This window comes from Atopococcus tabaci DSM 17538 (assembly GCF_000429585.1).
In the GTDB taxonomy this organism is placed as follows: domain Bacteria; phylum Bacillota; class Bacilli; order Lactobacillales; family Carnobacteriaceae_A; genus Atopococcus; species Atopococcus tabaci.
Genome location: NZ_AUCD01000002.1, coordinates 79,655 through 92,391 on the forward strand (window position 1 = coordinate 79,655; position 12,737 = coordinate 92,391).

Annotated in this window: 12 protein-coding genes and 1 pseudogene; 2 read left to right on the plus strand and 11 right to left on the minus strand. The window is 47.5% G+C overall.

Annotation, left to right across the window (positions count from 1 at the left end):
• Positions 1-290: 290 nt before the first annotated feature.
• From G470_RS12285 to G470_RS0101030, 8 genes and pseudogenes are all read right to left on the minus strand, one after another.
• On the minus strand, positions 291-1,685 hold the full coding sequence (locus tag G470_RS12285) for a DUF4832 domain-containing protein (RefSeq protein ID WP_084172019.1): 1,395 nt from the start codon (positions 1,683-1,685) through the stop codon (positions 291-293).
• A 2-nt stretch (positions 1,686-1,687) separates the two neighbouring features.
• Positions 1,688-3,056 (minus strand): annotated as a pseudogene (gene pelG, locus G470_RS14785) (exopolysaccharide Pel transporter PelG).
• Entirely contained in the window at positions 3,032-4,462 is a 1,431-nt protein-coding gene (gene pelF, locus G470_RS0101005; protein ID WP_028273197.1) for a GT4 family glycosyltransferase PelF, read from the minus strand. The pseudogene pelG and the gene pelF overlap by 25 nt, the downstream one beginning before the upstream one ends.
• A 15-nt stretch (positions 4,463-4,477) precedes the next feature.
• Positions 4,478-6,316, minus strand: coding sequence for a DUF2194 domain-containing protein (locus tag G470_RS0101010; protein WP_028273198.1), 1,839 nt, complete (start codon positions 6,314-6,316; stop codon positions 4,478-4,480).
• Positions 6,300-6,551 (minus strand): hypothetical protein, encoded by a 252-nt coding sequence (locus G470_RS0101015; protein WP_169720310.1) that lies wholly within the window; start codon positions 6,549-6,551, stop codon positions 6,300-6,302. Before G470_RS0101015 ends, G470_RS0101010 begins: the two co-directional genes overlap by 17 nt.
• Entirely contained in the window at positions 6,502-7,131 is a 630-nt protein-coding gene (locus G470_RS0101020; protein WP_156907886.1) for a hypothetical protein, read from the minus strand. The genes G470_RS0101015 and G470_RS0101020 overlap by 50 nt, the downstream gene beginning before the upstream one ends.
• A gap of 97 nt (positions 7,132-7,228) precedes the next feature.
• Positions 7,229-7,888, minus strand: coding sequence for a hypothetical protein (locus tag G470_RS0101025; RefSeq protein WP_028273201.1), 660 nt, complete (start codon positions 7,886-7,888; stop codon positions 7,229-7,231).
• Complete coding sequence (locus G470_RS0101030) at positions 7,885-9,171, minus strand: NAD-dependent epimerase/dehydratase family protein (protein WP_028273202.1); 1,287 nt, start codon at positions 9,169-9,171, stop codon at positions 7,885-7,887. The genes G470_RS0101025 and G470_RS0101030 overlap by 4 nt, the downstream gene beginning before the upstream one ends.
• 416 nt (positions 9,172-9,587) lie before the next feature.
• Here G470_RS0101030 and G470_RS0101035 point away from each other — a divergent pair, with 416 nt between their 5' ends.
• Complete coding sequence (locus G470_RS0101035; protein ID WP_028273203.1) at positions 9,588-10,106, plus strand: hypothetical protein; 519 nt, start codon at positions 9,588-9,590, stop codon at positions 10,104-10,106.
• Between the two features lie 77 nt (positions 10,107-10,183).
• Here G470_RS0101035 and G470_RS0101040 read toward each other — a convergent pair whose 3' ends face one another.
• A complete protein-coding gene (locus tag G470_RS0101040) occupies positions 10,184-10,960 on the minus strand; it encodes a YsnF/AvaK domain-containing protein (RefSeq protein WP_028273204.1) in 777 nt (258 codons plus the stop codon).
• Between the two features lie 200 nt (positions 10,961-11,160).
• On the opposite strand from G470_RS0101040, the gene G470_RS12295 reads away from it, so the two are divergent.
• Entirely contained in the window at positions 11,161-11,532 is a 372-nt protein-coding gene (locus tag G470_RS12295) for a zinc ribbon domain-containing protein (protein WP_051258346.1), read from the plus strand.
• Between the two features lie 41 nt (positions 11,533-11,573).
• Here the strand turns inward: G470_RS12295 and G470_RS0101050 are convergent, their stop codons facing one another.
• Complete coding sequence (locus G470_RS0101050; protein ID WP_028273205.1) at positions 11,574-12,332, minus strand: endo alpha-1,4 polygalactosaminidase; 759 nt, start codon at positions 12,330-12,332, stop codon at positions 11,574-11,576.
• Between the two features lie 171 nt (positions 12,333-12,503).
• Positions 12,504-12,737: transposase (locus G470_RS0101055; protein ID WP_028273206.1), on the minus strand; the 234-nt coding region annotated here is incomplete at its 5' end.

Here is a 12,737-nt window from a genome sequence, read left to right on the forward strand (position 1 = left end):
TAATGTTTTCTACTTGCCCACATGATAACGCTTTCTTAAGTGTCGGAACGGGAGTTTTTCACATTTAAAATGTGAAGGATTCCTCATTTTCAAAAAATAGGTATAATGATGCAATTTATGTATAAAAACCCCCTTGTGTATTGTTGAACTTGAATAAAACTACATATTATTCAATATAACAATTCGGTAAAAACTTCATTAAAAATAAATGAATGCGCTTTCTATTTGCTGTTATTTTCCTCATCTAAAAAACGACAAAAACACTGCCTGCTATTGAGCAGACAGTGCAATCAATCGCCCAGCACCTTCAACAATGCTAAATTACCGTTTTTCTCTTGATTGGAAGCCAGTTGAACAGCGGGCCTTCCTGTCATCGGATCTTCAATTCCTACCGACACCGCATGGACATCGCCGGACGGTTCCTCTAGTTGAAAGTCCGTTGTGGTTTTGATTGTTTTGCCCGGGAGCAATTGGGTGAGGCGCAGGTCAATCGCTTCTTTCCCCAACACATTGCCTTCCATGTCTGTAAAGTACAAATAAACCGGCCAATCCCAGTACAGCGGTGCGATGCCATGGTTTTCCCATGTCAGCTTCACTCTGGCTCTGTTTGACCGTTCTGTCCACTCCATATGGGTCACACCGATGCGGTAACCGAGTGTTTGGAGCACCTGTGTCATTCCGTTTCGATAGTCGTTGTTGGTGTCGCCTGTTTCGGAGGGGATATTGGGTCCCACAAACGACGCATGCGACTCCCGCAACAATTGCAGCGTTCTTTCCAAATGAGTGGTGAGCATTTGCCCCATCGGAAGGGCACTCGTGAATTCCCCTCCTATTGGAGCAGTCTGCCAGGCGCGGGGCATGGCCGCCAACGCTTCTTCTCCAGTTTGGTCAAAGACACCGCCTTGTGTGATCCATTCCATCCACTGTTGTGTGCTTTGCGGATGCCCTGCCATGTCGTTGTAGAGTCCCAATCCTTCCGCTTTTGCAATCCGGAACGGACGCCGCATCAACAGTTTCGCGTTTGGAAAAGCCTCGATGTATGGAAAAACATATTGATCCCGAATGTCTTCCGCAGGCAGCGGGGGAACCCCGCCTTGTACATTGACATGCCATTCTCCCCAATGCCCCAAACTTCCCAACTGGATATAGCTGATAAATGTGTCGTTTCCGTATTGTTCACCTAAAGCTTGGATCGCTTTTGCATGTGACTCAATGAAAACCGGATTGGCATAATTGGGCGCGTACCCTTTTCCATATGAATGAGCATATACGGTGCCGTCGCCTTCTGTCTTTTCGTACAACCAATCCGGAATGTCCCTGTGTTCTTCCGGCTGCGGGTAGTCAGTGACAAAGCGCAAAACGACATGCTTGCCTTCTTCCCGCCATCTTTTCAGGTAGTTTGCCTGTTCGGTGGCTGAAAAATCAAAAATCCCCTCTTCCGGCTCCAATTCTTCCCAGGTGATGTCCACATAGACCAATGAATCGTTTTCCGCCACGGAAGGATTGTTTGCCGGCGGAGCAAAACCGATCAAGGGGTTGGACGCCACCGAGCTTGTCATATCGAAGTGTTCGGTTGTTCGTTCCCTGAAAAACAGCATGTCTCTCATCTCCAATCCTCCCAACAGAAGTGCTGTCAACACAAGGGCCGCTGATACGACGAATGAGAAACCAACTCGTCTCTTCATCGCTACAACAACTCATACTTGTCCAGTGCTTTCGACACCCAGCCTCTTCTTTCATGGGCATAAATGGGACGTTCAGCCAGGACGTGGTATTTCAGTTGACGGATGTACTTCCGCAGGCGGACAGAGGCGTACAGGTAAAAGACCGCACTTCCGAGAATAAATCCCAAGCCGTAAAAAGCGCTGTTCGATCCTCTGAACAAGAAAGTCAGCAGGTTCGTGGTCACCGCAAACAGCAGCGCGGCACGGAGCGCTCCTTTGTTGTCTTCAAAATACAGCAAAATCATGAGCATGCTGTTGCCGATTGCGTAAAATGCATACCCGATGCACAGCATACGGTAAATCCCCAGCATTTCACTGGTAAATCCCAGCGGCGTCCGGGGCAGCAGAATCGTTCCAACAGAGATAAACAAAAACGTCGTGATGACTTGTTTAATCGTCAAGTATCCCAGCTCTTCTTCCAATATTTGAATCATTTTCCGTTCGGTTGTTTCAATTTCCGTGATGTTTCCCTTTCCGTTCAACAACGATAAGTAATCTTTGTAGTGCCGGTAAAATCGGGTTTCCGTTGAAACAACGAAATTCACCATGGTGATGAGGACCGAAATGATCGCCACCAAAGCCGACACGTCGTAGGTCGGAGCCCCATGGAACCAGCCTTGAACGAGAATTTCCAACGGGCTGTCCCACATGAGAATGAGGTGTCCGAACAAGCCTAAGTTGATCAAGACGCCTAAAAACAGCAAGGAAGGATACTTTTCAATCCACCTCAAAAAATTCAAGGATGTCCCCTTCCCTTTAGGAAAGTATTGGACAATCAACCGGAAATAATGGACCGCCATCCATCCATAAGCGGCCCATGCCGACAGCAGCAGCGAAGGTCAACATGACGCTTCTGTATTCACGGATGGCCGTCAAAAAGGTCATTTCAATCCAGACAACCAATAAAGTTAAAAACAACAAGAGAGACATCACTTGATAGGCAAACGGGATGCCGGAAAAAAAGAGGAACACCCCATAAGCGGTTCCTGCAAAAAGCAATGTCAACAAAATGGTGCCGTAGAAGGCCGGCATCACTGCCCATGTTCGTTTTGAGTACAGCATGTCTGCCATATAACGCGTCACGATGATGGACAATACACTGGAGGCAATCAATGAAAACAGCAAGGCGTATGTGAACATGGATATCAACAATTCACGTTCTCCCCGTGTTGCCCCGCCGCGGGTGGACAGATACATGATTCCCAAAAGAAGAACCACTCCCAGAATCATCGGACCCGATACCACCAGCCTTGCGTACCCGTATGCGCGCACTTTGGCTGTAATCCCTTGCTTGTCAAACAGCTTGTTTAATTCGAAGCCGATACCTGCCATTGCTGAAGGACCTCCTTATAGTTGCGGATATAATGGTCAATCATGTCGTGATGGATATAATACTGTCGGACACGTTTTTGTCCGTTTTCGCCCATTTGGATCCGCAGTGTTCGATTTTTGCAGAGTTGTTCCATTTTTTCAGCCATTCTTTCGGTATCCAAAGGTGGAACGGTGAAGCCGGCCGGTCCAAACGAATCGGTCTCCTCGCCGCTTATCAGTTCCCGGCAGTTTCCTACGTCCGTTGTCACACACGGTCGGCGGGCCGCAAAGGACTCCAACAGCGACAACGGCTGGCCTTTGGATATGCTGCTTAACACCGTAAAATCCAGCTTCTCCATGTATTCCAGCACATTGACAACTCCGGGGATCTGGATGTCTTTCAAGTCCAACGTCCGGATCAATTCCAGACATTCCTGGTAGTATTCCTCATCGTCCACTCCCCCAACGATATGCAAGCGGGCATTCGGAACCATTCGTTTCAATTCATAAAAAGCATAGATCATCGTTTTGATGTCTTTTATCGGGTGAAACCGCACAATGGCCCCGATATCAATGTATCCGTCCGGTTCTTTCAACGGGATGGCCGCTAAGCGATTCGCGTGAATGCCGTTGCGGATAACCTTTGTCTTTTCTGCGGAGGCTCCCAGTTCCTCCTGCGTTTTTTTGGCTCTCTCGAACAAAGACGTGACCGAAGTTGCATGCGTATAGACGATGTCCGCCAACATATAGAAAAAGTCAATCCACAGCTGCTTGAGATAAGGGGAAATCCAGTCTGCGCGGATGATTTCTTCTTCCCGCTCACGCGTATAAATGCCGTGTTCCGTGAGCACGAAGGGTTTTTGCTTCCGTGTGCTGGCCAAGGAACCCAACAGTCCAGCATAACCGGTTGACACCGCATGGTACACATCGGCTTCCGGGATATCCTGGGAAATCATATACAGCATCGGCAGCAGCATGGAGCGGAGTGAGTGAAAAAATTCGGTTAAAGGCACATAAGGATAATGCGTTTGACACAAGTTCATGGTGAATGTCAAAAACGTTTCACTCATCAAAAATTCGTTGATATGGATGTTTTTTGTGTTATACAAATGGGCCAACACTTTCAAATTCGGTCTTTCAGCCCGTAACAATTTCCGGTGTTCCGCAAACTCTTCTTCGGTGAAGACGGTCTTACGGCCTTCTTTCGGCGCCGGTATCCGCAACGGTTCGTCTAAAAACACTTCCCGTACTTCCACCACATTATCCGGGAATTCATAGACGTAATTCCCTTTTTCTTCTGCTTTTGAACCAATCAGCCACAACACGAACTCATGCTCCGGCATTGCTTTGATGTACCCTTGCGTCCAAGAAGAAACCCCTCCTCGGACATATGGGTAGGAACCTTCTAATATTAAGCAAATACGCATGGAATGCCCTCCTTTTTACTCGTCGAACTGAATGGTGATCGTGTCTTGGGTGGCTTCCAGCAGATACAATTCAGACGTCAGCGGGGTCAGTTTCCCTCCGTCCACGGATTGCACGGTTCCTTCTCGGATCCGAACAATCCCGTACATTTCATCGTAAAAATTATCGATTGATATTTCGTAGCCATTTTCTGAAGAGGTTCGTTGGAATGTCGCTGCATCATAACGCTGGACTGCTTTTGCGCCGTCGCTGGCTTTTTGCTTGCGCAGTCCCGGAGCATGGTCGTCCAACCACTGCAAATACTCTTCGAACGTCCCTTTCAAGTAGGTCCAGCCTTTGTCCGCTCCTCGGTCTTCATCCATCAAATCGTCCGGGTGAAAAAAGTGGCTGTTGACGTAATGAAAGTTCAATTCATTCAATACCATCCACCGGTTGTACTCGGAAAACTCCAACCCCGATACGGTACGCGGCAGGTTCACAATACCGTCTTCTCCCACATCAAACTCCTGCTCATATGCGGTACCCGTGACAACATACAAACTGGCAATGGTTTTGATCTCTTCAAATTGATTTGCCATCACTTCTCGTGCTTCTTCCGATAAAATATTGGACGGCGGCACATAGACACTTGGGTTTTCTTCCGGGAATGCTTCGTTGGTGGTCGCAATCAGCGCCTCCAGAGAAGCTGCGATATCCTCCGTTGAATGCCAGGTGTTGTAGCCCAAATCTTCCGAATATCGGAAGCCGTCCAACACCAATGGCTGGTGGTTGTATCCATGGAAGCCGATTTCTCCACCGGACATATTCATCAGTTTTCCGTAAAATTCAAATGTCTCTTTGTCCACTGTTTCATCGAACGGAGGCGCGACTTTATCCTGGTAGGTGACAACCACCACGTTCGTGAATGGAATGCCATACTTTTCCTCCAACTGCATCATATCCGGCAGCCAGACCGTGGAGAAAAAGGTTTCGACATCCATGTCATGGTGTTCCGTGATGTGTTCCTGCCAGCCTTCAGGGAAAGGAGCCGGAAAGTCGTCTAAAAAGAAAACCGATGAGTTGATGACCGGATAGGCAAACACATCCTCCAACAAACTGTACTGCGCTTCATAGATTCCCCTGGAGGACTTTCCGCCTATATCCATGTTGTTGACCACAATTCTTCCTTGTCCGTATTCTTTTTCCCAAATCAGCGGCGTCTCGGTTTCTTCTTGCACGGCATGGATCACAGTATCCTCCGTAACGCTCACATTCAGCCCGTACGTCTCGAAGTCTTCCAATTCATAGGAAAACCCTTCGGATCCAATCATAAAATCCGTCACCAAATCAAACTGCCAAACCTCCTGAGGTCCAGCTTCCATCTCTTCGATGCCAAATGCATCCGGATAGTTGAGAAAAGCCGCCGAATTGACATTCGGACGGGCATTCCACAGGCGGCCTCCGCCTTCCACCCAATTCATCACTTCATCCAACGCACCGCTGTTGGCCAATTGTTCGGTTTGAGAGGTATTCAGAACCACTGTACGGTATTCAGACAAATCAGGCAGGCCGGTGGTGGCCGCTTCTTCTGTTGCCATTGTGTCATACCCCACACTCAGACCATCCAGCACTTGCATCAATTCAACATCCGCTTGCCCTGCCACCGGCTCGTCCATGATGATCAACGTTTCTTTCAACAGTTCTTCTGGTTCTTTCTTATTTTGCACGACTGACGCCGGCACCTCTTCCAATTCTGTCCCTGTTTCTTCCGCTTGGATACCTAAACGTTCAATCACGACCACAAACGTCAACAGAAGCAACAGGCCGATAGAAACATACACCGTTAACGAATGATTTTTTTCATGGCTGTCTCTCACTTTTCCCGCTCCAAAAGGCCACGACTTCCTGCGTGCTGGGGGAGAGGTAAATTCCAGATTCTTTTATCTGCTGGACTGCTTTTTTGATTTCCCAACCGTTTTTTGTCTTATGGTACAACTGCAGTTTCAACAAAAAGAGCGTTTCATCCTGTTTCCATCTGCTGTCCGCTTCTTCCAGCAAGGACTCAGCAGCGGTGTACTCTTTGAGGGCACAAGTTTTCAACGGCGTCTGCATACAACTGCTTGTCCCCATCAGACTCCGCTAAGAGTTGGACAAGCATCGTATTCAATTTTCTTCGCTGTGCCAGGACTGCATTGTTTGCCAGCAGCCCTGACTGGATGTATTCTTTCAATTTATCTAAATAAGCCGACACAGCTTCTTCGTCTCCCGGACGTGCATGAAGGGCGTCTTCTTTCTTCCGCAGGTCCATTTCGTATTCCCGTTGAATCTGCATCAACGCCGTAGAGGCATAATGGCTGACCTCTGCATCGTCTCCCAACCGTACTTTTTTCAGCATCGAAATGTATCGTTTGGGATCTTCTTGAATAATATCCAGCATCAACTCCCGCCGGACCGCCGGCTCTTCCAAAAGCAGCGCTTCTTCCAAAGGAACCACTGACTCCCTTGTTCCTTCTTCCAAAAACACCGGCTGAAGCAAAAACGAAAAGCGGTTGTCATTCAGTACAGGCAGTTCATCCGTGCGCGACCCGATTTTTTTCTTCCGCGCATAGCTTTCCGCAATATACGCCATCGCGGCTCCCCATACAGGCAGAAGCATGGCTAAAAGCAGCAGACGGCGTGTCGTCCGGATCACCCCGAAAACATGCAACAGCCCCAACACAATACAAAATACTGCATGAACGATGAGGAAAAAAGCAGATATCTATCTTCTATCATTTTTCTCGCCTTCTTTAGTCATTTTCTTTTGTTTGTTGTGATGCCACTAAATGCAGTGTCGGTTCTTTGCGTGGTTTTACCGTTTCTTTCTCGCGGTGACTATTGCGTTCCTCATTGAGGGCGTTTTCAATTGTTTGGATAAGAGGTGCGGTCATTTCTTCTTTGTGTGCCTGCAGCTTATGCAGTAGAGAGGTGGAGACAAAGTGCCCCGTAATCTTGAACAGGTTCTCAAAACTCATGCTCATTTGATCAAATTCTGCTTCGTGAATGGTGATCAACACCACCAAGTTGCCTTCCTTAAACAGCGGGATGGCATAATCCGGGTACCCCTTCATCTGGTTTTTGTTGACCCACACTTCTCCTGCTGTCAGCCGCTTGGCGAATTCCGGGTAATCGGCCATCCGCAGCCATTCCGGACTCACCTTTTCTGCTTTAGAAGAATACACATATCGATACGCGTCCAGCGAAGCTTCGGTAAACACATAAAAACTGATGGTTTGATTGTCCAGGAAGTCTTCCACTGCACGTAACGCTTCTTGAAAATACGTGGAAGGCGCCGCCTGTTCCAACCGTTTGTCAAATTGGTACACTTTCCCAAAACTATCCTGGTAACTGATGATTTGTTTTTCATATCCTGACTTTCTTTCCAACGCCCGTAAATACAAGTCATTCAAAAATTCGTGCTGTCTGGAAAGGTCGCTATTTCTTCCTGGGTGTCTTCCACTTCTCTTTGGTACCGGTCATGCACATACTCAATGATCCAAGCAGTGATGAAGTATACGGCAAACGGAATCCAGTTATCCACGTTATAGAAAATGATGCGCCAATCCACCCCCATCGCCATGTAACTTGTATAGACGGAGATAGACGCAATCAGCGCCGACAACAACCCCAGCTGAGGCCCGTGGGCAGCGGCAAACAATACGACAAACAACAACCTGAAGTCAATCACCCGGAATTGGACAGTGGTGGCGGAGAAATCAATCATGTACTCCATCAAAAAGAAACCGACAATCAGCTCCAATCCAATCAATATGGTGGAGTGGGTGCGGTAAAAATCCTTTGCACGGTCAAAGAACGAGCGCTGAGTGGAAGAATGACTGCTGCTGATTCGGTCTACTAAATTGTCCATTTCTTGCAGGAGGTCCACTTCCGGCTCCCACCTGTACTCCGCAAAAGCTTTCTGGAGCTGAACCGGCGGACCGGCTCCCAGCGCCCTTCCGGTAAATCGAATGGAGACGCCCAATTTCTTTTTCTTCAACAAATCAGCGAATTGCTGCAGCGAGAGTCGGGTATATCCTGGCACGTTCATGACTGGGATAGTTTTTTGAAGCTCCAACAAAATCCGTTCAATCAACGTCGCCAAATCACGTAGCGACAAAAACCCCACTACTTGGTCCAGCCTGCCATCCAGTACGATTTCATCTTCTTCCACCAATTTTTTAATGCTGTCTCCAACATACGACGCCGTTTCTCCTTCCCCGTAAAGGCAGGCGGTCCGCGATATGGTCACCGGCACATGGTACGTTTCACGGTACGTCCGGCACAGTTCTTCCATGGCAGACAACCGAATGTCGGCCCCGTTGGAAGCAAGGAACTCTTCTTCCGACACGCTTTCCATTTTTTTGTATACGTAAGTAGAAGAGACGAGGATCACTTTTTTGATTGGTTTTTGGGCACAGGCGTTCAGCGCCCGTTCCAAATCTTCTATTTCGGAGGAATCGTTGGACTGGCTTTCGGGCCTGCCCACAAAAAACAGCACCGCATCAAACGAGTAGGCTGAAAATAAATTCAAAAAACTATCATCTTGAACAGCGTGTGTATATTGTTTGATTTTTGTACCGGTGAAGTTTGAGACGGGGCGGTCGGCAGAAAGAACCAAATCTGTCTGTCGGCTCAATTGATCTAGAAAAGGCTGCGACAATACATCGATTTGACCGATTATGAGTGTTTCCACTTGGTTCATCTCCTCGGGGGAATTTTATACAGAGAGGATGGTGCGTCATACACAAGGGAAGGAATAAAGTTGAGATTCGAGGAATTTAAAGAGAGAGGCAGAATTTCGATAATAAGAGACAATAAATCCGCAAGTGAATGAGGTCTATGGGCAGTGAAATAAAAAATGGGTGATTAAAATCGAAGGGGAAATCAGAAAAAAGAAAAATTAAGGGGACTGCTGAACTGTGTTCCAATATTGAAATGGCAACATTTCGAAGGGTTCGAATCAGGAGGGGCATTGCCATTTATTTGTTTGGAGTATACCACAAAAATAACAAAATGGAAGTGTTCCTTCTTGTTTTTTGTAAGTGGTTCCTTTCCTCTTATGGTACAATAGAAAAAATACTGGTCACATAAAAAAGTGAGGTGAAATGCATGGGATTGTTTGATTTCTTCAAACAAAAGAAACAAACGCCGAAACCTTCCGACCGCATCAAAGAAGCCGCTGTCGACTCTAATGAAGATTCGGGACCGACAATCCTCTATGAAACAGAGTTGAGCGGCCGCGATTTAACCAAGGACCTCAGGTTGATTCAGCAAGTCGTGGACAAAATGGTGGCAGAAGATCCTTTTAAACACTACTACTCCGCCGAAACACCCGGAACCTCTCCTCGTTCCCCGCGTCTCTACGAATACGGGAGCATCACCACGATGAATGTGGATTTGGCGCCAGGCGCCCACACTAACCTGCAGGTGTCCATCGAAGGAATCCTCCTAGGTGCGCTGCCGTCTGAAAAAGCACAGGAAATTGAGCCATACCGCGAGAAGCATGTGCTAACGGCCTATGCCTTTGTAACCGGCGGCCGATACAAGGAAATCACACCGGATACCCATGAAATACAAGAAGGGGTGGAACCGTACGACGTGAAGCTGTTCCTTCAATTTACTGGATAGACAAAAACAACCGCCGCTCTCTATAAGGTGGTTGTTTTTGTCTTCAAACTTGTTTTCCTGTCCCCGCCGGCAGCCGCTCATCTGCGGGATGGCGGCTCGTCGTCAGGGTTTCGCTCTTTCACCCGGGCTCCACCCTGCGTATCCACATCCAGGCGTTCTTTCATCACTTCTTCAGAAATTTGTTCCACGTCTTCCGTGACTTCTTTCCGTACCGAAACTTCTTCTTTCACTACCGGTGTTTTGGTCACTTCCACTTCTTCTTCTTTCAACGGAATGCGGATCGTTTCCGATTCTCCGTCGCCATCTTGAAAGGAATGTTTCTCCACGACCAGCTCTTCTCGTTCCACCGGCACTTGAATGGTGCGCACTTCTTTTACAATGTTTTTGGAGACATCGACATCCCCGGTCTGCACTTCGTGTTTATCGATGCGTAGTTGTTCTTCTTTCAACCGGATCGTGTCGTCGTCCGCTTCTTTTCTGTCGATGTGCGGCGCGTATGCAGAGGGGGTCTCTTCACGTGGTTCCGGTTCGGGCGCCGCTGCAGCTCTGCCTCGATACCCTTCCACCACAACCGCGTACTTTCCAGCCCGGATGTCATCCATATACGGTTCCAAATAATCAGGAAAGGCCTGGTCGTCCGATCGGAACGTGTCTTTTACCTTTTCCCACATGCTTTGGCCGTCTTTTTCCACACGTACATCCTCTTTCGATTCAAACGAATCCGTGGTTCCTTTATGGGCATAGACCATGATGTCTTCTCGACTGTAGCCTTCCTGCGTCAACTGATTGACGATTGCCATTGTTTCGTCCGCTGTCGCGCAGATCGCCACAACGGTTGGTTCTTCTCTGTTCATAAAAAAACCTCCCTGACTTTGTTGCCGGGCACTTTGCTTCTGCTTTCATTATACAGAAGCCGAATCCTCACTGGCAAACATAAGTCCTCGCTTCGCAGAAAGAGACTGGCGAACATAGATGTGGAGCCATTCAACCAGACAATGGACACTTTTCGGTTTATACTGGAACGAAAGAGAGTCGTTTGAGAGGAGGAATCAGGATGTTCATATTGATCGATGTCCGTTCTTTCCAGGAACAACTGGATTACAACGAACCGATGACGTGCTCGCATTGCGGCCGCTTCGGCAGATACGAAGCGTTTGTTTCCGGAAGCCGATTCCGTTTGTTTTTCATTCCACTGTTTACGTTCGGGAAACAGTACTTGGTTCACACCACTTGCTGCAACTCCTGGGCACGGCTGAATCCTGAAAAAGGGAAAGCCATCGAGAAAAACCGGCCTGTCCATATCGAAGAAGAAGACTTGGAATGGGTGGATACTGGTTATTCGGCTGATCTGCGGTGTCCAAACTGCGGCCGTCCTTATGAATCCGGCACCAACTACTGCCCGAGTTGCGGCGAGCCTCTACGCTAAAAAGCCGTGTCCCTTTTCTCGCGGGACACGGCTTTTTATAGTTATCCGTCTAACTCAATAGAATCCGAAATAAAGTAGCGCCAGCCTTTTTGGGCGGTAAATTCATTGATCTCCGCGGCCAGCTCACTGTTGGTGGTGTATTCCAACAAAAAGACGTCTACTCCGGCTGCATCCATGTCATTGAGGTAGTCCACGTAATAATTGTGGGTCGTTTCTTTTTGGGTTCCGAGTGAACGGTCAGAAAAATTGATGGATGAAAACACCGTTTCCTGGTTTACCCCGGTCAAAATGTCGTCCACTTGTTGGTTTTGCTGCAAGTAAGCTTTGACGAATTGATCTCCGCCGTTGATGACAACCGGTCTGCCGTGGCTCATCAAACTCTTCAGCACATATTCCACACCGGCACACGTCTCTTCTGTCGGAAACTGACCGTAGACATCCACATTGTCCACCCAAAATTCGTTTTCCCAGTTTTCGTAAGGCTTTAATGTGAGCGACTCGTATTCTTCGTAGTAAGGACGGAACGTTTCCAATGAGCCGACATTCAAATAACTGTACACTGTCTGCCCTCTCGCTTGCATCTCTGCGATTTCATCCGCGGAAAGGTTTTGAGCGTCAATCACGGCGATGGCGTAACCTTCGCTGGCTTCCACCGCTTCTCTTCCCTTCAAGCTCAGAAAAACTCCGTAATCTTCTGTCTGATTGATGGTAGCGGCATTTTCAGTATTTGCTCCCATACAGGCAGCGGCTCCAAGCACAACGAGTAACCCGATCATTGATTTTACAAGTATCGGTTTCATAAGACTCTCCTCTATTCTAATGTACGTCTGTCGATGGTTTTTACCATTATAAAGTATGACGCGCGCTATTGAAAGGGATTTCAACGATGAATAAAGAGGCTGGGACAAAAGGTCCTGGATTCTAAAATAAAAGAGAACTTACATTTTCTGTCAAAGAATTTGTAAGTTCTCTTATTTTATTACATTATTTTTTGCATATTTCTTCAGATTGTTGGCCATCAAGACCAACCCGATGTCTGTTTTTACCTTCGATTTACCCCTTAGGTTAAATCGAGTGAACCCTAAATTAGCCTTTATCTGGCCAAAGACTGGCTCAACATCAATCTTTCGTTTGGCAAAGATTGTTGAACCTTCTTTAGATAAAAGCTTTTCTGCTTCTGTATTTTTCAAAATTTGATACTTCTC

Coding starts and splice junctions, on each gene's coding strand:
- G470_RS12285 (WP_084172019.1), bottom strand. CDS start 1,685: ATGAAGAGACGAGTTGGTTTCTCATTCGTCGTATCAGCGGCCCTTGTG.
- G470_RS0101035 (WP_028273203.1), top strand. CDS start 9,588: ATGGGATTGTTTGATTTCTTCAAACAAAAGAAACAAACGCCGAAACCT.
- G470_RS12295 (WP_051258346.1), top strand. CDS start 11,161: ATGTTCATATTGATCGATGTCCGTTCTTTCCAGGAACAACTGGATTAC.
- G470_RS0101015 (WP_169720310.1), bottom strand. CDS start 6,551: ATGCAGACGCCGTTGAAAACTTGTGCCCTCAAAGAGTACACCGCTGCT.
- G470_RS0101050 (WP_028273205.1), bottom strand. CDS start 12,332: ATGAAACCGATACTTGTAAAATCAATGATCGGGTTACTCGTTGTGCTT.
- G470_RS0101040 (WP_028273204.1), bottom strand. CDS start 10,960: ATGAACAGAGAAGAACCAACCGTTGTGGCGATCTGCGCGACAGCGGAC.
- pelF (WP_028273197.1), bottom strand. CDS start 4,462: ATGCGTATTTGCTTAATATTAGAAGGTTCCTACCCATATGTCCGAGGA.